This is a genomic window from Nakamurella sp. GG22 (assembly GCF_052976845.2).
Genome location: NZ_JBRIIO020000015.1, coordinates 131,579 through 148,748 on the forward strand (window position 1 = coordinate 131,579; position 17,170 = coordinate 148,748).

Genomic DNA, 17,170 nt, shown 5'->3' on the forward strand with positions numbered 1-17,170 from the left:
AATCGCGCTGATACCGGGCTGATACCGGGGGGAAAGCGGGTCGATCCGTCAGCATTCCTTCCCGGGCGTGACCGGGTCCTGCTTGTCCAGGGCGGCCAGGATCGTCGCGCAGATGTCGGCGAAATTCTTCAGCTGCTGCGGGCTGAGCGGATCGAACATGATGGACCGCACCGTCTCCGCGTGGCTCGGCGCCACTTCGACCAGTCGCTCGAAACCGGCGTCGGTCAATTCCGCCACCTGGCCGCGGCGGTCGCCCGGGGCCGGCATCCGGCGCACCCACCCGGCCTCTTCGAGCCGTGCGACGGCATGCGAGACACGCGACTGCGACGCCCTGACCACCTCGGCCAGCTGATTCATCCGCAGTGAGCGCCGCGGCGCCTCGGACAGCATGGCCAGGATCAGGTAGTACGCGTGCGGCATGCCGGCGGCCTGCTGGAGGTCGCGCTCGATGTGACCCGAGAGCTGGCCGGACAGTCGCAGGAAGTCACGCCACACGTGCTGCTGCTCGTCGGACAGCCAAGGGTCTTCGCGCACAGGAGGATTATCAGCCCGCCGGTCGTTGACCGCGCTACTAAGTACTTGAACGCTCATGTAAATCAGCGTAGACTCCCTTCAGACGAGCACACCGAAGACCAGCCGAATCGAGCTCCCGTGACCACCGAACACGTCATCGACACCTCAACGAGCACCGCCCGCGAAGGTTCGGGCGCCTCGGAGCGGATGCCGGTGCTGTATCTCTCGCATGGCGCCCCGCCGCTGGCCGACGACGCGACCTGGACCTCGGAACTGAAGTCCTGGAGTGCCGACCTCCCCCGGCCGACGTCGATCCTGGTCGTCTCGGCCCATTGGGAATCCGCTCCGCTCACCGTCAGCGCCACCGAGACGGTCCCGCTGACGTACGACTTCTGGGGCTTTCCGCAGCGGTACTACGACGTCACCTACGAGGCTCCGGGGGCACCCGAACTGGCCAGGGACGTGCACCGCCTGCTGTCCAGGCCCGGCTCGGAAGTGCACCAGGATCCGCACCGCGGGCTCGACCACGGCGCCTATGTCCCGCTGGTGGAAATGTTCCCCGAGGCCGACATCCCCGTGCTCCAGGTGTCCATGCCGACCCTCGATCCGCGCCGGCTGTTCGAGATGGGCCGCAGCCTCGCCCCCCTGCGGGACCAGGGCGTGTTGATCATCGGATCGGGCTTCACCACTCACAACCTGTCCGAGGCGAACTTCGGCGACACCAGCGGCCAGGCCCCGGTATGGGGTCAGGAGTTCGACGCGTGGGCGAAGGAAGCCGTCGAGTCGGGCGACGTCGACGCCGTGCTGGACTTCGAGCACCGGGCACCCGCCGCGCGCCGGGCGCACCCGCGCACCGAGCATTTCGCCCCGCTGTTCGTCTCGCTCGGCGCGACCGCCGACACCTGGTCGGACGCGCACAGCACGGTCGACGGGTTCTGGTACGGGATGGCCAAGCGGTCCTTCGAGATCAACTGACCGGCTTGCTCTTTCGGCGGGCGATGCCCACACCGATCAGCGACACGACGCCGCCCAGCACGGCCAACGGGACCGGCACCTCGTCGAGGAAGACCCAGCCGAGCAGGATCGCGATCGGCGGCACCGCGTAGGTGGTCGCCCCGAGCCGGCCGGCATCGCTGCGGGTGAGCGCATACGCCCAGGTCACGAACGCCGCGGCCGTCGGGACGACACCGAGGTAGAGGACGCCGAGGTCGGCACTCGTCGGTGCGTTCGACACGTCTGAGATCAGCGCCGGCAGGAACGGCAGGCAACTGACGGTCCCGATCAGACAGGCCAGCCACGTCACCTGCAATCCGGGAACCCGCCGGAGAACCACCTTCTGACCCACCACGGCCACCGCGCAGACCACCGCGGCCAGCAGCACGAGCAACACCCCGGCGATGTCGATCCGGCCGGTAGAGGTCGCGACGCCGATGATCAGCGTGCCGGCGAACGCGACCAGGCCGCCGATCACCAGCATCCGGGGGAAACCCTCGCCGAGCAGCAGCCCCGCGAGCACCCCGATCAGGATGGGCGCGAGCTGGATCAGCATCGCGGCCGTACCTGCGTCGACGTGCTGCTCGCCGGCGTTCAGGGCGACGTTGTAGACGCCGAACCACAGCACGCCGATCATCGCCACCAGTGCCCAGTCGCGCCGGTTCATCGGCACCCACCGGCGGGTCCAGAGCATCATCAGGCTCAGGCAGACCGACCCGATCGCGAGCCGGCCGAGGCTGAGGCCGCCGGGTGAATAGCTCTGGCCGACGAACCGGATGACGACGAACGCCGACGCCCAGGCCAGCACCGTGAACGACACCGCGAGCGGGACCTTCCAGGAGGCGCCTGCAGGACGGGGTGCGGACGTGACACCCACCCGTCCGCCGGCGACGACCCGGTCCACGGGTCCGTCGTTGCTCCTGATGACATCTCCCTGCCGACCGCTGCTCATGGAAGCCACTCTGCTGGGCCGGATCGTTCAGATCCAGCGAGTATTTCTGGACCGAAGTATGCAGTTCTCCTGACGTGTCCGACTGCAGGGTCCGCAGGTCGCAGACTAGAGGGGTGAGCGCACCGACCCTGCTGCCCGTCGAAGTAGCGGCGGTGCACCGTGCCGTCGAACTCGCCGGCCGTGGTGCCGGCTCGGTGCTGCCGAACCCCGTCGTGGGCTGCGTGCTGCTCGCGCCGGGCGGCTGGACGGTGGGAGAGGGCTACCACGACCGCCCGGGCGGCCCGCACGCCGAGGTGGTCGCACTGGCCGCCGCTGGGGAGTGGGCGCGCGGAGCGACCGCGGTCGTCACCCTCGAGCCGTGCAACCACACCGGCCGGACCGGGCCCTGCTCCGAGGCACTGGTCGCCGCGGGGGTGAGCCGGGTGATCGTCGCGGTGGCCGACCCGTGGCCGCCCGCCGCCGGCGGCGTCGATCGACTGCGGGCCGCGGGTGTGGACGTGGTCGACCTGCCCGCACTGGTGAACTCCGGTTGCCCCGTCGATTCCCTGCGCGAGGCCGCGGTGGCCGTGGTGTCCGCGTCGGAGGACGTCAACCGGGTATGGCTGACCGCGACCCGGGAGGGTCGCCCGTTCGTCACCTGGAAGGCGGGGATGACGGTCGACGGCCGGGTGGCGGCACCGGACGGCACGAGCAAGTGGATCACCTCGCCGGAGTCGAGGGCCGACGTGCACGCCCTGCGATCCAGGGTCGACACCATGATCGTCGGCGTCGGGACGGTGCTGGCCGACGATCCGCAGCTGACCGCGCGCGATCGGGACGACGGGCTGGTGGCTCGTCAGCCGCTGCGGGTGGTCCTCGATTCACGCGGTCGAACACCTGCCGCTGCAAGGGTTCTCGATGCCTCGGCCGAGAGCTGGGTCGCCACTGCGGCGGACGTCGGCGCCGATCGCCAGGGGCGGGTGGACCTGCTGGAGACGCTGCGACAGCTGTATCGCCGGGGGCAGCGCCACGTGCTGCTCGAAGGCGGTCCCACGGTGACGGCGTCATTCCTGGACGCGGGCCTGATCGACGAGGCCATCGTCTACGTCGCGCCGACACTGCTCGGCGCGGGGCGTTCTGCGCTCGACGGTGGTGCGGCCGGCACCCTGGCGGACGCGCACCGCGGCGAACTCCGGGACGTTGCCAGGATCGGACCCGACGCCCGGCTGAGGTTCGACTTCCGGCGCTGAGCCCCGCGTTCCGCCGCCAGCCCTGGCCATCGTCGCCTCGGGGGCGGACCATTCCCGCATGGCTCTGTCACTGGCGAAGCAGATGATGTCCTCGTTGCCGGAGTTCCGCTACCAGCCCAGCACCAAGCGGGTGCGGGTGCGCCTCGATGGGCGGCCGGTCGCCGACACCGCCACGCCGATGCTGGTCTGGGAGCCGCTCCGGGTCGTGCCGTCGTACGCCGTCCCGGAGACCGACATCACCGCAACCCTGCTGCCCGCGGACGCCGCGGACCCCCCGCCCGAGTACCGCGCCGTCCAGTTCGGCGAGGGCGGTCCACGGCTGCTCGACCCCGGGGTGCCGTTCGCGGTGCACTCGGCGGACGGCGACCCGCTGACAGTGCGGGTCGACGGCGCCACCCGGGAAGGCGCGGCGTTCCGACTGGGGGATCCCGATCTGAGGGGCTTCGTCGAGCTGGATTTCGGTGCCTTCGAGTGGTTCGAGGAGGACCAGCAGATCTTCGGCCACCCCACCGACCCGTACCACCGGATCGACATCCGGCCGAGTTCCAGGCGGGTCCGCATCGAGCACCGGGGAACCGTCCTGGCCGACACCGACCGCGCGAAGATGCTCTTCGAGGGCGCCTTCCCGATGGCCCGGTACTACCTGCCACGCGAGGACGTGCGGGTCGACCTGCTCCCCGGCGTCGCCCGCACCACCTGCGCCTACAAGGGGAACGCCACCCACTACTCGATCGACGCAGGCGGGGAGAGGTTGGTCGACATCGCCTGGAGCTACGAGGAGCCGCTCGCCGACGCCCGTGACGTGGTCGGGCTGATCTGCTTCTACCAGGAACGGCTCGACCTGATCGTGGACGGCCGGCCGTTCGAGCGGGTCCGGACACCCTGGTCGTAGCCGGCGTGCGTCAGCGGTCCGGCACTGCTGCCCGTTAGGCAGACCGGAACTGCTGACCGTGCTCCTCGAGCCAGGCGCGCAACACCGTCACGGCCCGGGGGCCGACGCCGTGCAGGGCCAGCAGCTGGGCCTCCGTCACCGCAGAGACATCGGACAGGGTGCGGATCCCTGCGGCGTCCAGGGCGCGGAAGGCGGGTCGGCCGATGGTGGCGGGAACGGTGGTCGACGGCTCGGGCATTGGTTCCTTCCGGGCGGCGATGGTCCCGCGGCAGCAGCGGCGCTGCCGCGGGACCACCCTGAAGATCGAACTATTCCCGGGTCAGCTTTCCGGGCCGAAGGCGGACGGGGCCACCTCCACGATCTTCCCGGCATCCGGAATCCCGAAGAAGAGGCCGTTGATCGTCCCCGACGACGCGTACAGGGCACCGTCCTTGTACAGCAGGCCGGAGGGCTGGGTGACCTGCGCGATGGTCCGATGGCCCCTCGTATCCACCCGGACGATGCGGCCGACCGCATCCAGCGTGGCGGGGTCGCCAGGATTGGCGTTCTCGATGCCCTCGAGCAGTTCGGAGACGTAGACGTTGCCGCGACGGTCGACGGCGACGCCGGTGGGTCCGTTGAACCCGCTCAGCACCTTCTTGACCTTGGCTGTCTTCGCGTCGAGGACGTAGACGCGGCCCTCGCCGGGCACCTCGGCGGACAGCGTGGACACATAGAGGGTGCCGCGCGGGCCGTAGGCGAGGCCGGTCGGTACGGAGTCACAGCCGACCGTCTCCGGGCTGTTGTTCGGTGCGCCCGCGCAGGCACCGGTGGTGACGAGCGGCGGAACGAAGTACGTGGAGACCTTGCCGCGCTTGTCCACCCGGAGCACGTCGTTCCCGCCGCCGTCCGCGACCAGAGCGAAGCCGTGGCGGTGGTAACGGTCGTCCAGCACGAAGAACGGGTTCGAGAGTGCGTCGACCGGCACGCCGTCGACGAACTGCACCTGGCCGTCCGGGTTCGCCTTGAGTTCGTACGCCCGGAGGTCGGCCAGTTGGCGCGGCGTGCCGCCGGGCCGGGCGACCAACAGCGATGCCGGCGGCGTCGGGCCGGGGACCTCGGCCGCGCTGGCGAGTGCAGCTGGTGCGTCCGGCGGAGGAGTGTCGTCAGCGGTGACGATGGCGAACTTGCCGCCGATCCGTGCGGCCCCGGAGGCCCCTGCGACGCCCGTGACGACCGGCTTCGTCGACCCTGACCGGATGCCGACCCGGGTCACCTGGCCGGGGACTGCCTCGGTGACGTACAGCGTCCGACCGGGACCGTCGGCCAGTTCGAGCGGACCGTCCAGGCCGTCCGCCACCACGGTGATCGGCTGTCCGCCGTGGTATCCGCCACCTCCTCCACCCTGTTGACCCGCAATCACTGGCGCTGCCGTCAGCGCCATCACGCATGTGGTCGCGGTCAGCACTGCCACAACCGCAGAACTCCGTCGCATGCGCACCCCTCTCCGTGAGCAAGCCGGGTCGGCCCCGATGGCCGACGCAGTCGGCAATGTGCGAGAGAGTAAATGCCCGAAAGAGTCTTCGCAGGACGGTTTTTCACCTGTATGTCCACGGAGGTTGCTCCGTCCGGATCGGTGCGTCACCGGTCGGTTGGCTGGACACTGTGCCGTCGGGGTGATCCGATCCGACGAGTGCGAACATGCTGACTCTCAGTACTGCAATCGTGATCGCCGCTCCTCCGGATGCGCGGGGTCGGGTTGGCGAGATGAAGATCGACTTCGTGCCGGGTGAAGTGCCCGATACCGTGGCGACTCGCGGGTTCCGGGGCGGCTTGCCGCGGCGCCGTCCAGGCAGGATGGCGGTGCAGGATGGGGTGGGACCCAACAGGGGTGGGCCCCGTGGGGATCGAACCCACAACCCGCGGATTAAAAGTCCGCTGCTCTGCCAATTGAGCTAGAGGCCCGCGATGGGGGTGTCCGAGCAGGGCCCCCGGCCGCCACGCGAGCCTACCGGCTCGCTTGGATGGACCAGACATCACGGCGAGGGGGACCGCATGGCCCGGCACGATGACGAACACTTCCATGACGACGAGACGACCGTCATCAGCGATGGCCGGCAGTCGGCCGAGGCAGTCGATTCCGCCGCGCAGCAGCCGGCCGCCGGCTCCGAAGAAGGCGCGACCGGTCCGGAGGTCGGCCCCGGCCCGGAGGGCGGCCCCGGCCCGCAGGCCGGCCCGGAAGCCGGCGCGCAGTTCGGCCCGGGCTCGGGCCAGGAGGGCATTTCCGGCCAGGAAGGCATCCCCGGCCACGAAGCAGGCCGGGGAATCGGCCCCGGACCGCAACGCCCGGCGATCGAACCGCCGCGGCCCGCGCCGGGGGGCGAGCGCCGCGAGGTCGTGCAGCCGCCCGGACCCGCACTGGTCGCCGTGGGGCTCGGCCTGCTGACGAAGAACGGCTGGATCTTCCAGGACATCAACCTGACCCTGCGGCCGTCGTCGGTCGCGGCGATCGTCGGGCCGGCCGGGACCGGACGCACCTCCCTGCTGTTGGCGCTCGCGGGCCGGATGGAAGCCAACACCGGGTCGCTCACCATCGCCGGGCACAGCCTCCGCGACCGCCCGAAGAACGTCCGGGCGGTCAGTGCGGTCGCCAGGGCGGGCCGGTCGGTCGGGCCCGAGCCGCGGCTGACGATCAGCGAATCGGTCACCGAACGCTGCCTGATCGAGGACGAGCCGGTGCTGTCCGGCCGCTCACGGTTCGACGAGGCCTGTAAGGCACTGAATTTGGTCGTGGATCCGAAGATGCAGGTCGGGCGGCTCGCCGGGGAGCAGGCAACCCTGCTCGCGCTCGCGCTCGCCTGCGTGCGGGTCAGTGCGGTGATCATCCTGGACGACCTGGACCGCGACGTCTCCGCGGCGACCCAGCAGCGGATGCTCGATGCCCTGATCCGGCTTGCGAAGGCGATGGGTCCGACCATCATCGTCACGACCACCGACCGCATCCCGGTGATGGACGCCGATGTCGTCCTGGACCTCACACCTATGGACGGCGCGGCGATCTGGGAGCTCGACCCGCGCGACGCGCCGACCGAGGTGCTCTCCCGTGAGCTCGGCGGCTACGGGGCATCGCCCTGGGCGGCCGAGCTGGGGACGGTGGACGCGGGTCCCGATCATGACTCGGACTCGGACCCGGACAATCCGGCCGACGACCTCGCCGCCGACCCGGATCACGACGGTCGGTGGAGCCGCGAGCGGTGGGAGTCGCCGCCGTCAGGCGGATACGACGACTCCGGACCTGACGACTCCCGACCCCGCGACCCCGGATCGACGGCGGCCGGATCCAGCCCCGCGGGCCCGACCGGCCCCGGCCCGAACCCTGCCGGCCCGACCGACCCAGGACCGAACGCCGGCGCCGCACCCGGCGCTGATGACGCCCCCGCTTCGACAGAGGACCCCCGATGATCAAGACCGTCAAGCTCGCCTCGTTCGAGGTGCGCCGGTTCAAGGGCCCGCTGCCGATCGTCGGGCTGCTGTTCCTGTTGCTGGTGCCGACCCTGTACGGCGCGCTGTACCTGTGGTCGAACTGGGACCCGTACGGCAAGACCGACCAGGTCCCGGTCGCCGTGGTCAACCTCGACGAACCGGTGGAGGTCGACGGGCAGCAGGTGGCGGCCGGCAACAGGCTGGTCACCGAACTGCAGAAGGACGAGATCTTCGACTGGCAGTTCGTCAGCGAGGACGAGGCATCCGACGGCCTCGCGGCCGGCACCTACGAGATGGTCGTCACCATCCCGCCCGAGTTCTCGGCCGACCTGGCCAGCGGCGCCGGGCAGAACCCGACCCGGGCGATCGTCGTCCTGCAGCGGGATGACGCCAACGGCATCGGGATCGCGTTGTTGACCGCCTCGGCGCAGAGCCAGCTCGAGGCCGCGATCGACAGATCCGCCATCGGCGCCTATTTCGACTCCGTCTTCGCGAACCTGGACACCATCCGGACCGACATCGGCACAGCCGCAACGGCCGCCGGCCAGCTGGCCGCGGGTGCGACCACCGCACTGGCCGAGGCCACCGACCTCTCCACCGGCATCACCGCGGCGAAAGAGGGCTCGGCGCAGGTGGTCGCGGGTCTGGCCGACGACAAGGCGCAGTCGGCCCAGCTGGTCACAGGTGCCAGCGACGCCAAGGCGGGGTCGGCGTCCCTGCTGACCGCGCTGACAGCGTTGGACACCGGCGCCGCCGAGCTCGGTCCGCAGGCCCAGGAGGTCGCCGATGGCAACCAGCAGCTGGCCAGCACGGTGGCCCCGGTGCTGAACGCCGTCTCGTCGGCGTTGCCCGCGCTGGGCCAGGCGGGTGCCAACATCGTCGCCGCCACCGATGACGTCGCCAGCTTCTCCTCGGTGCTGAGCCAGCAGTCCTCCGATGCCAACTCCGCACTCGCCCAGTTGAAGGCGTCGAACCCGGGCGCGGACTACGGACCGATCGAGACGGCCCTGACCGGTATCCAGGAGTCGGCGTCGGGCCTCGCCCAGGCCTCTGCCCAGGCCAGTCAGGTGGCGCTCGACGTCAACGACGCCGCGCAGTCGGTGAGCTCTGCGGGCGGCGGGGACCTGTCCGGCGCCGGTGCCGAGCTGACCGGGCTGGCGACCCAGTCGGCCCAGGTGGCGACGGGTGTGCAATCCCTGAGCAGCGGCATCACGACGGCCAGTTCCGGTGCCGCCACGCTGGACAGCGGGGTCAGTCAGCTGTCCACCGGAGCCACCGCGCTGGATTCTGCGATCGGCCAGCTGCAGCTCGTGGCCCAGAAGCTTGACGACGGCCTGGGGACGCAGGAGAAGGGCGCGGCGACGCTGGTCGACCAGTTGACCCAACAGGACACCGGAGCGAAGGCGCTGTCGACCCAGCTCGCCGACGCTGCGAAACGTGTCCCGACCCTGGATCCCGCCCAACGGGCCGACGCCGCGCAGGTGCTGTCGTCACCCGCCGACGTCCAGGAGGTCGTCGACAATCCCGCGACCTATTACGGCCGGGGACTCGCGCCGTTCCTGTTCGGCCTTGCCATCTGGGGGTTCGGCATCACGGCGTTCGCGCTGCTGCGGCCGGTGTCGGCACGGGCACTGGCCGGCCGCGCGCGGTCGTCCCGCATCGCCGTCGCCGGCTGGCTGCCGGTCCTGGGCATCGGCGCGGTCGGCTCCCTGCTGCTGTTTGGGATCGTCTGGCTGGGACTCGGTCTCGACCCGGTCAACGCGTGGGGAGCACTGGGCGTCGTGGTGCTCGCGGCCGCGTGTTTCACGGCGATCGCCCACCTGCTCCGGACCTGGCTCGGCACCGTCGGTTCGGCGATCCTGCTCGTCCTGCTGTTCGTCCAGCTGACCAGCGCCGGGGGGCTCTACCCCGTCGAGGTGCTGCCCGCGCCGTTCCGGGCCGTGCACAACTTCATCCCGTTGACGTATGTGGTCGATGCCCTGCGGATCACCTTCACCGGCGGCCCCACCGACCGGCTGTGGCGTGACGTCGCGGTGCTGGGTGTGCTCACCCTGATCGCCGTCGGCCTGGTCGTGTACGTGGTCCACCGCAAGCGCCGTTTCACCCAGCGGGACCTGCACCCCGCCCTCGGCTGACGAGCGGCCCGGGGACGCCGCACCGGGGCCAAGATCGTTCGCCAGGCGTACTTGCGTTCTCGCCAATCCAGGTGCATGATTGCGTCCAACAACTAGATGCGTTGTGCACGCAACTATTAATCAGCCTTTGGAAAGGGGAGGGATGACCAGCCTGCACCTGTCGCCGGCCGACGACCTCACCGATGCCCCCGACCCCGAGCTGCAGCGCTCCGCCGAGGAGATCGCCGCGGCGATCATCACGATGATGCGCCAGCTGAACAGCATCAAGTCCCGGGTGGCGACGGACCCCAACGCCGACCATTCGCAGTTGTTCCTGCTTGTCCGGCTCGCCCAGCACGGCCCGAGCCGGGCCAGCGACCTCGCCGAGCAGGTCTGTGCGGATCCGTCGACGGTCTCGCGGCAGGTGGCGTCGCTGGTGAAGGCGGGGCTCGTCGAGCGTCAGGCGGATCCGGACGACGGCCGCGCATCGATCCTGGTACCGACCGAACTCGGCCTTGCCCGGGTGAGGGAGTTCTCGGTACAGCGGGGCGCCACGATGCGGCCGGTCATCGCCGACTGGCCGCAACAAGAACGGGACGACCTGCTGCGTCTGATCACCAAGTACACCGAGGGCATCGAGGCCCATCGCGAACAGATCATCACGGCGATGCTGCGCCACCATGGGAAGGAACCCTCCTGATGTCCACCGCAACACCCGAGGTCGCCGAATCACCGGCCGGCCTGACCCACTCACAGATCAAGACGATCCTGATCGGGTTGATGGCCGGCATGCTGCTGGCCGCCCTGGACCAGACCATCGTCTCCACCTCGATCCGCACCATTGCCGATGACCTGCAAGGACTCTCGGCCCAGGCCTGGGTCACCACGGCCTACCTGATCACCTCGACGGTGACCACCCCGCTGTACGGGAAGCTGTCGGACATCTACGGCCGCCGCCCGATGTTCCTCATCGCGATCAGCATCTTCATCGTCGGCTCGATCATGTGCACCTTCGCCACCTCGATGTACCAGCTGGCGGCGTTCCGCGCCGTGCAGGGCATCGGTGCCGGTGGCCTGTTCTCGATGGCGCTGGCGATCCTCGCGGACATCGCGCCGCCCCGTGAGCGCGCCCGGTACCAGGGCTACTTCCTGGCGGTCTTCGGAACCTCGTCCGTCGTCGGCCCGCTGGTCGGCGGCTTCTTCGCCGGCGCGGACACCCTGTTCGGCATCACCGGCTGGCGCTGGGTCTTCCTGATCAACGTCCCGATCGGCCTCATCGCCCTCGCCGTGGTTGCGAAGGTCCTGCACCTGCCGCACATCCGCACCGACCACCGCATCGACTGGTGGGGCGCCGGTGCGCTGGTGCTCGGCATCGTCCCGCTGTTGGTGGTCGCCGAGCAGGGCAGGATCTGGGGCTGGGGCTCGCCCGCCGTGCTGAGCCTGATCGCGCTGGGCATCATCGGCGTCGTCTCGTTCATCCTGATCGAACGCCGGATGAAGGACGAGGCGCTGATCCCGATGCGGCTGTTCAACAGCCGGGTCTTCTCGATCGGCCTGTCGGTCAACGTGCTGATCGGCCTGGGGATGTTCGGTGCGCTGAGCACCCTGCCGCTGTACCTGCAGTTGGTGAAGGGTGCGACGCCGACCGAGTCGGGCCTGCTGCTGATCCCGATGATGGTCGGCATCATGGGCGGCTCGGTGCTCTCGGGCCAGCTCACGTCGAAGACCGGTCGCTACAAGATCTTCCCGGTGATCGGCACCGCGATCCTCGCGGTCACCTTCTTCCTGATGCTGACCGTCACGGTGGACACCTCCTACCTGGTGCTCGACATCTATTTCTTCGCCATCGGTCTCGGCCTGGGCCTGTGTATGCAGACCCTGCTGATCGCGGTGCAGAACACCGTCCCGGCACGGGACATGGGCGTCGCGACGTCGTCGGCCACGTTCTTCCGCCAGCTCGGCGGCACGCTCGGTGTCGCGGTGTTCCTGTCCCTGCTGTTCAACTCGCTGCCCGACAAGGTGCAGGGCGCACTCCAGTCGGCCTCCGGCACGGCAAGCTTCAACAGTGCGGTCGCCGCGGCGGCGCAGGACCCCAACAGCGCCAGCCACACCGTCGCGCAGAGTCTGGTCGCCGCCTCCCAGGGCAATGCCGCTGCGGCCTCCGGCATCGGCGACGCGCTGAGCACCGACTCGTCGTTCCTCAACACCCTGGACCCGGTCATCGCCCGGCCGTTCCAGGTGGGCTACGTGGACTCGACGCACCTGGTGTACATCATCGGCGGCATCATCATGGTGCTGGCCTTCGTGCTGGTCATCGCGATGAAGGAGCTGCCGCTGCGGACCCGCTCCGCGCTGGACGAGCGGCTGCAGGAGCAGGCCGACAACGAGGCCGCCGCGTTGGCCGCAGCTCAGGGCGAGGCGATCGACGGTTCACCTGAACTCGCCGGCGCGGCGCTGGCCAACGGCTCCGCAGCCAGCGGGTCGGATCGCGGCGGGTCCGACGGCCCCGCAGGTGCCGCCTCGAACGGGGCCGCATCGAACGGTGCTGCCTCGAACGGTGCTGGCTCGAACGGTGTCGCCGCGAACGGTGCTGCCTCGAACGGTGCTGCCTCGAACGGTGTTGCCTCGAACGGCGCATCGAACGGCGCTGTGCAGAACGGTGGTAGCGGTGCGCACGCGCTGCTCGAGGCCGGGACGCATGCCCTCACCGGCGACGGTGACGATCCGGCGGCTCGTGGGATCGTGCTGAACGGGGTCGAGCAGGCCTCCCCGACCCGCAAGCGGGGCCGGCACCGCGCCGAGGTCTGACCCTCGGCACATCGAAAGCCTCGCAGCAACATCGAAAAGCCAGTTGCGTACGTTCCGGAGCACCCGGAAGGTACGCAGTTGGCTTTTCGATCTCCGGTCAGCGCTGCCAGGGGGCGATGACGGGCAGCACCCGGTCGTCGACGGCGGGCACCGGCCGGCCGTCGACCAGCACGTACCTCCGCCGGGGGCCGGACGACGCGATGGACTCGACCGCGGCGACCAGGCGCTGGACGTGTTCGGTGGTGGTGCCGAGCCCGACGGACGCGCGGAGAGCCTGCCCGCCGTCGTCGACGGAGCACCCAGCGGCGCCCAACAGGTGCCGGACCAGTGGGTGCGCGCAGAACGCGCCGTCGCGCACACCGATCCCGTGCTCGGCGGACAGCGCCGCGGCCACCACGTTCGGCTGCTGGCCGGCGATGGTGAACGTCACGACGCCGATGCTGTCGACCGCGCCGCCGAACAAGGAGTGCACGGTGACGCCCGGAATATCGGCCAGTCCCTCCTGGAGGGTCACCGTCAGCGCGGCCTCCGCAACGGCCAGCGCATGCCGGTCGGCGGTCGCCAGCGCGTGACATGCCGTGGCGAGTGCAACGGCGCCTGGCACGTTCGGCGATCCGGCCTCGTGCCGCTCGGGCAGCGGCTTGTACGTCGTTGCGTCATCGGTGACGCTCGCGGTCGCGCCGCCCCCGATCAGGTACGGCGGCGCGGCGGCGAGCCAATCGGCCCGGCCGACCAGCGCGCCTGCGCCGTACGGGGCGTAGAGCTTGTGGCCGGACAGTGCGACGTAATCGACGTGCAGGTCGTCGATCGAGAACGGCCGGTGCGGCGCCAGTTGCGCGGCGTCCAGGGCAACCCGCGCGCCACGCGACCTCGCAACGGCGGCGAGTTCGGCGACCGGCCACAGCTCGCCCGTGACGTTCGAGGCGCCGGTGATCACCAGCAGTGCCGGTCCGGGGGCGCGGCGGCGGAGCGCGTCGTCCACGGCGGCGACAGCGGCGGCGGGGCTGGCCGGGGCCTTCAGCCGGACCACGGTCCGGTCCTGGCCGGCGCCGTTCCAGGGCAGCAGGGCGGCGTGGTGCTCGGTTTCGAAGACCACGACCGTGCACCGGGCCGGCAGGCAGTGCGCCAGCAGGTTGAAGGAGTCGGTGGTGTGCCGGGTGAAGATCACGGCATCGTCGGCACGACCGCCGACGAAGTTCCGCACCGGTTCCCTGGCGCCCTCGTACAGCGCGGTGCAGACCTTCGAATGCCACCCGGCGCCGCGGTGCACGCTGGCGTAGCGCTCGAGCAGGGCGTCGACCGTGTCCCGGACGATGCGCAGCGCCGGCGCGGACGCGCCGTGGTCAAGGTTGGCGTAGGCCACCCGCCCGCCGCCGGCCAGTGGCACCGTGGCGTCGGATCCGACGATCTCCAGGCCGGGGGCATGCGGATGCGAGACGGTGTGGTCGTCGGGCCGCGGCACGGCGACGAGGTGCGGCCGGGCGGTGGCCCGCCGGGGCGCCAGGGCGGACAGCAGGTCGGGTCGTTCCAGCAACACGGTCACGGAATACTCCTCGGTCCGTCGGACCGTCAGGAGCACTGAGGTCCGCGCTTGCCGGACGCACTCCGCGCCCAGCCAGGTCCTCACCCGGGGCACCCCACCGCGGTTGGAGGGTTGCCGGCCAGCAAGCCGGGGCTATCTGCTGGCACTCATGACCTGCGGGCACAGTAGCAGCAGCCTGCCCTTTCGTCACCCCCTGTGTGCGGCACGCCGCAGACGAACGGCACGTGACGCCGACCCGGGAAACCGGGCTGGCACCGCCGAGACTGCGGCGGGTCCTTCGCCTCTGGCCGGGGACGGCCCCCTGTGATGACGTTGGAATCGGTCTGAGAACCGGGCCCGGACGGGTTCGGGAGATGTGTTCAGGGGAGGCCGTTGATCATGCGTGCACTGGTGGTTTTCGAATCGATGTTCGGTGACACGAAGGACGTCGCGGACGCGGTGGCCCGCGGGCTCGCGGAGGAGATGGACGTCGAGACCCTGGAGGTCGGGACGGCGCCCGGGGTCGTTGATCCCGATGTCGACGTGCTGATCGTCGGCGGCCCCACGCACGCCTTCGGCATGAGCCGGCCGGGCACCCGGGAGGACGCGGTGAAGCAGTCCGAGGGGGCCGGCGTGCTGTCCGAGAAACTCGGTATCCGGGAGTGGCTCGCGGCCGTCCAGGTGTCGCCGCAACTCCAGGTGGCCGCGTTCGACACCCGGGTCTACAAGCCGCACCTGCCCGGCTCGGCCGCGCACGCCGCGGAGCGCCGGTTGCGCCGGCTGGGCTGCACCGTCTTCGCGCCCGCGCAGAGCTTCTACGTGGCCGGCACCAAGGGTCCGCTGGTGGACGGCGAACTTGATCGTGCGGCCCGCTGGGGCCGGCAGTTGTCCGGGCGGGCGGCCCGGCCCGGGGTGGCCTCCTGACAGGTGCTCCCGGGCGGTGCGCGGGACGTCGCTAGGGTGGCCCGGTGGCGGAACTGATCGAACAGGTGATGGCGCTGCTGGACGGCCAACGGCCGTTGCCGCTGGTGTTCGCCGGAGATCCGGTGCTGCGTCAACCCGCCGCACCGTACGACTTCTCGCTGCCCGATGACCTGTGGAACGAGTTGCTCGCATCGATGTTCGAGACCATGCACGCCGCTCCCGGCGTCGGCCTGGCCGCGCCACAGATCGGGCTGGGGATCAGGGTCGCCGTCATCGAGGACCGGGCGGACCTGCCGCCCGACCTCGCCACCGAGCGCGACCGGTATCCCACCCCGGCGCGGGTGCTGGTCAACCCGACCTACCAGCCGGGGCCCGAGGGCGTGGAGTTCTACGAGGGCTGCCTGTCCGTCCCCGGCTATCAGGCGGTGGTGCGACGAGCCACCTCGGTCCGGTTGCGGTGCCAGGACGAGCGTGGTGCCGACGTCGACGAGGAGGTCAACGGATGGGGCGCGCGGATCGTCGCGCACGAGACCGACCATCTCGACGGCACCCTGTACCTCGACCGCGCGCTGACCCGGTCGCTGTCGACGACCGCGAACCTGCTCGACCTCTGGGGCGGCGGACCGGTGTCGGCGATCCGGAGCCGCCTCGGGTTCTGATCGGTGGGTCGAGTCATCGCGGAAATTTCCGCCGATCAGCGGCCCTGGACGGCGGCCACCTCCGGGTGATGTACGGTTTTGGAGGTCTCCACGGCGGTGCCGTATGCTTTCCAAGCTCCCAACGGCCAGCCGTCGGAGGTTGGTTTACGGTCCAGCCCCCATCGTCTAGCGGCCTAGGACGCTGCCCTTTCAAGGCGGTAGCACGGGTTCGAATCCCGTTGGGGGTACGGAGTTCTCGGATCGGCTAAGGTCGGTGCGTGAACGACAGCAAGGCCCCGTAGCGCAGTTGGTTAGCGCGCCGCCCTGTCACGGCGGAGGTCGCGGGTTCAAGTCCCGTCGGGGTCGCTGCACGGGCCGGATCCACAGTTGTGGAACCGGCCCGTTCTGCTGGCCAGGTAGCTCAGTCGGTACGAGCGTCCGCCTGAAAAGTGGAAGGTCGCCGGTTCGATCCCGGCCCTGGCCACCACGCCTTGACTGGGAGAACACCCGAGCGGGTGTTCTCCCAGTTGGTTTTTCGGCGGCCCGTCCGGTGCGTCAGCTCGTGACGGTGACCACCTTGCAGCCCAGCGGATGGGCATAGGACTTCCCGGACAGCGGCATCGCGGTGGCGCACACCGTGTGCCTGCCTTTCGTTGCGACCAGTCGCACCGAGAAGCCGTGCTTGCCGGTGATCTTGAAAATCCGGTTGACGTCCGCTCGTGCCGATCCTGCGCGAATGTCCTTGGCGGGCCTGCGGTCGAGCGTCACCCGCACGATGCTGGAGGCGGCGGCACTGTTCGGATCAAACGCCCAGCCCCTGATCGTGTACGACAGCTTCGACCCGACGGCCTTGTCGAACGCGCCGCGGGTGGGGCCGGGGACGACGACGCTCTTGCAGCCCAAACTCACGGCAGCCGTCGACGTCCCTGCCGGCCGGGCGGTGACGCAGACTGTGTGCCGTCCCGGCCTGGCGAACGGGACGACCGTCGAGAAGCCGTGCAGGCCGGTCGCGCGCATCACCCGGTTCACGTCCGCCCGCAGGCGCCGCGTCGGCACGGTGGACGCCGGCCGGTATCGATTCGTGCTTGTCCGTGGTACTCGGCAACCGTGGGCTGAGTCGGAG

15 protein-coding genes, 4 tRNA genes and 1 riboswitch are annotated in these 17,170 nt (G+C 70.2%); of the genes, 12 read left to right on the plus strand and 7 right to left on the minus strand.

The window, feature by feature from the left end:
- Positions 1-48 precede the first annotated feature (48 nt).
- Positions 49-591 carry a MarR family winged helix-turn-helix transcriptional regulator gene (locus ACVBEQ_RS16290; protein WP_447154353.1) on the minus strand — a complete coding sequence of 181 codons (543 nt, stop codon included), beginning with the start codon at positions 589-591 and terminating at the stop codon, positions 49-51.
- A gap of 129 nt (positions 592-720) precedes the next feature.
- On the opposite strand from ACVBEQ_RS16290, the gene ACVBEQ_RS16295 reads away from it, so the two are divergent.
- Positions 721-1,488 (plus strand): dioxygenase family protein, encoded by a 768-nt coding sequence (locus ACVBEQ_RS16295; RefSeq protein ID WP_447154371.1) that lies wholly within the window; start codon positions 721-723, stop codon positions 1,486-1,488.
- On the opposite strand, the gene ACVBEQ_RS16300 is transcribed toward ACVBEQ_RS16295, so the two are convergent.
- Positions 1,481-2,458, minus strand: coding sequence for a DMT family transporter (locus tag ACVBEQ_RS16300; protein WP_447154354.1), 978 nt, complete (start codon positions 2,456-2,458; stop codon positions 1,481-1,483). The two genes, ACVBEQ_RS16295 and ACVBEQ_RS16300, sit on opposite strands and share 8 nt — an antisense overlap.
- A 113-nt stretch (positions 2,459-2,571) precedes the next feature.
- Between ACVBEQ_RS16300 and ribD the strand changes: the two genes are divergently transcribed.
- Positions 2,572-3,687 (plus strand): bifunctional diaminohydroxyphosphoribosylaminopyrimidine deaminase/5-amino-6-(5-phosphoribosylamino)uracil reductase RibD, encoded by a 1,116-nt coding sequence (ribD, locus tag ACVBEQ_RS16305; protein ID WP_447154355.1) that lies wholly within the window; start codon positions 2,572-2,574, stop codon positions 3,685-3,687.
- Positions 3,688-3,745: 58 nt separating this feature from the next.
- Entirely contained in the window at positions 3,746-4,579 is an 834-nt protein-coding gene (locus tag ACVBEQ_RS16310) for a DUF427 domain-containing protein (RefSeq protein WP_447154356.1), read from the plus strand.
- A 34-nt stretch (positions 4,580-4,613) separates the two neighbouring features.
- On the opposite strand, the gene ACVBEQ_RS16315 is transcribed toward ACVBEQ_RS16310, so the two are convergent.
- The 3 genes from ACVBEQ_RS16315 to ACVBEQ_RS16325 all read right to left on the minus strand — a co-directional run bounded on the left by ACVBEQ_RS16315 (position 4,614) and on the right by ACVBEQ_RS16325 (position 6,523).
- Positions 4,614-4,817, minus strand: a complete 204-nt coding sequence (locus ACVBEQ_RS16315; protein ID WP_447154357.1) for a helix-hairpin-helix domain-containing protein — start codon at positions 4,815-4,817, stop codon at positions 4,614-4,616.
- A gap of 81 nt (positions 4,818-4,898) precedes the next feature.
- The gene (locus tag ACVBEQ_RS16320; protein WP_447154358.1) at positions 4,899-6,002 is read right to left on the minus strand and encodes a ScyD/ScyE family protein; all 1,104 of its coding nucleotides are present in this window, start codon (positions 6,000-6,002) and stop codon (positions 4,899-4,901) included.
- A gap of 448 nt (positions 6,003-6,450) precedes the next feature.
- Positions 6,451-6,523: transfer RNA gene (locus ACVBEQ_RS16325), tRNA-Lys, on the minus strand.
- 90 nt (positions 6,524-6,613) lie between these two features.
- On the opposite strand from ACVBEQ_RS16325, the gene ACVBEQ_RS16330 reads away from it, so the two are divergent.
- The 4 genes from ACVBEQ_RS16330 to ACVBEQ_RS16345 all read left to right on the plus strand — a co-directional run bounded on the left by ACVBEQ_RS16330 (position 6,614) and on the right by ACVBEQ_RS16345 (position 12,963).
- Positions 6,614-8,020: an ATP-binding cassette domain-containing protein gene (locus ACVBEQ_RS16330; RefSeq protein WP_447154359.1), complete on the plus strand. Its 1,407-nt coding sequence runs from the start codon at positions 6,614-6,616 to the stop codon at positions 8,018-8,020.
- Positions 8,017-10,176, plus strand: coding sequence for a YhgE/Pip family protein (locus ACVBEQ_RS16335; protein WP_447154360.1), 2,160 nt, complete (start codon positions 8,017-8,019; stop codon positions 10,174-10,176). The genes ACVBEQ_RS16330 and ACVBEQ_RS16335 overlap by 4 nt, the downstream gene beginning before the upstream one ends.
- A 142-nt stretch (positions 10,177-10,318) precedes the next feature.
- On the plus strand, positions 10,319-10,855 hold the full coding sequence (locus tag ACVBEQ_RS16340; protein ID WP_447154361.1) for a MarR family winged helix-turn-helix transcriptional regulator: 537 nt from the start codon (positions 10,319-10,321) through the stop codon (positions 10,853-10,855).
- Positions 10,855-12,963 carry an MDR family MFS transporter gene (locus tag ACVBEQ_RS16345; RefSeq protein ID WP_447154362.1) on the plus strand — a complete coding sequence of 703 codons (2,109 nt, stop codon included), beginning with the start codon at positions 10,855-10,857 and terminating at the stop codon, positions 12,961-12,963. The genes ACVBEQ_RS16340 and ACVBEQ_RS16345 overlap by 1 nt, the downstream gene beginning before the upstream one ends.
- Before the next feature lie 97 nt (positions 12,964-13,060).
- Here the strand turns inward: ACVBEQ_RS16345 and ACVBEQ_RS16350 are convergent, their stop codons facing one another.
- A complete protein-coding gene (locus tag ACVBEQ_RS16350) occupies positions 13,061-14,506 on the minus strand; it encodes an aminotransferase class V-fold PLP-dependent enzyme (RefSeq protein WP_447154363.1) in 1,446 nt (481 codons plus the stop codon).
- A gap of 39 nt (positions 14,507-14,545) precedes the next feature.
- Positions 14,546-14,660: riboswitch (SAM riboswitch) on the minus strand.
- A gap of 224 nt (positions 14,661-14,884) precedes the next feature.
- Here ACVBEQ_RS16350 and ACVBEQ_RS16355 point away from each other — a divergent pair.
- From ACVBEQ_RS16355 to ACVBEQ_RS16375, 5 genes are all read left to right on the plus strand, one after another.
- A complete protein-coding gene (locus tag ACVBEQ_RS16355; RefSeq protein WP_447154364.1) occupies positions 14,885-15,409 on the plus strand; it encodes a flavodoxin family protein in 525 nt (174 codons plus the stop codon).
- A 68-nt stretch (positions 15,410-15,477) separates the two neighbouring features.
- Complete coding sequence (locus ACVBEQ_RS16360; protein ID WP_447154372.1) at positions 15,478-16,068, plus strand: peptide deformylase; 591 nt, start codon at positions 15,478-15,480, stop codon at positions 16,066-16,068.
- Positions 16,069-16,222: 154 nt separating this feature from the next.
- Positions 16,223-16,295 (plus strand) — tRNA-Glu (locus ACVBEQ_RS16365).
- Between the two features lie 44 nt (positions 16,296-16,339).
- Positions 16,340-16,413 (plus strand) — tRNA-Asp (locus ACVBEQ_RS16370).
- Between the two features lie 44 nt (positions 16,414-16,457).
- Positions 16,458-16,534, plus strand: a tRNA-Phe gene (locus ACVBEQ_RS16375).
- Positions 16,535-16,602: 68 nt separating this feature from the next.
- On the opposite strand, the gene ACVBEQ_RS16380 is transcribed toward ACVBEQ_RS16375, so the two are convergent.
- A complete protein-coding gene (locus ACVBEQ_RS16380) occupies positions 16,603-17,103 on the minus strand; it encodes a hypothetical protein (RefSeq protein WP_473163183.1) in 501 nt (166 codons plus the stop codon).
- Between the last annotated feature and the right edge of the window lie 67 nt (positions 17,104-17,170).

Excerpts from the sequence above, each read along its gene's own strand:
- ACVBEQ_RS16290 (WP_447154353.1), bottom strand. The coding sequence starts at position 591 with ATGAGCGTTCAAGTACTTAGTAGCGCGGTCAACGACCGGCGGGCTGAT.
- ACVBEQ_RS16360 (WP_447154372.1), top strand. The coding sequence starts at position 15,478 with ATGGCGCTGCTGGACGGCCAACGGCCGTTGCCGCTGGTGTTCGCCGGA.
- ACVBEQ_RS16320 (WP_447154358.1), bottom strand. The coding sequence starts at position 6,002 with ATGGCGCTGACGGCAGCGCCAGTGATTGCGGGTCAACAGGGTGGAGGA.
- ACVBEQ_RS16300 (WP_447154354.1), bottom strand. The coding sequence starts at position 2,458 with ATGAGCAGCGGTCGGCAGGGAGATGTCATCAGGAGCAACGACGGACCC.
- ACVBEQ_RS16295 (WP_447154371.1), top strand. The coding sequence starts at position 721 with ATGCCGGTGCTGTATCTCTCGCATGGCGCCCCGCCGCTGGCCGACGAC.
- ACVBEQ_RS16355 (WP_447154364.1), top strand. The coding sequence starts at position 14,885 with ATGCGTGCACTGGTGGTTTTCGAATCGATGTTCGGTGACACGAAGGAC.
- ACVBEQ_RS16340 (WP_447154361.1), top strand. The coding sequence starts at position 10,319 with ATGACCAGCCTGCACCTGTCGCCGGCCGACGACCTCACCGATGCCCCC.
- ACVBEQ_RS16330 (WP_447154359.1), top strand. The coding sequence starts at position 6,614 with ATGGCCCGGCACGATGACGAACACTTCCATGACGACGAGACGACCGTC.
- ACVBEQ_RS16310 (WP_447154356.1), top strand. The coding sequence starts at position 3,746 with ATGGCTCTGTCACTGGCGAAGCAGATGATGTCCTCGTTGCCGGAGTTC.
- ACVBEQ_RS16335 (WP_447154360.1), top strand. The coding sequence starts at position 8,017 with ATGATCAAGACCGTCAAGCTCGCCTCGTTCGAGGTGCGCCGGTTCAAG.
- ACVBEQ_RS16315 (WP_447154357.1), bottom strand. The coding sequence starts at position 4,817 with ATGCCCGAGCCGTCGACCACCGTTCCCGCCACCATCGGCCGACCCGCC.
- ACVBEQ_RS16345 (WP_447154362.1), top strand. The coding sequence starts at position 10,855 with ATGTCCACCGCAACACCCGAGGTCGCCGAATCACCGGCCGGCCTGACC.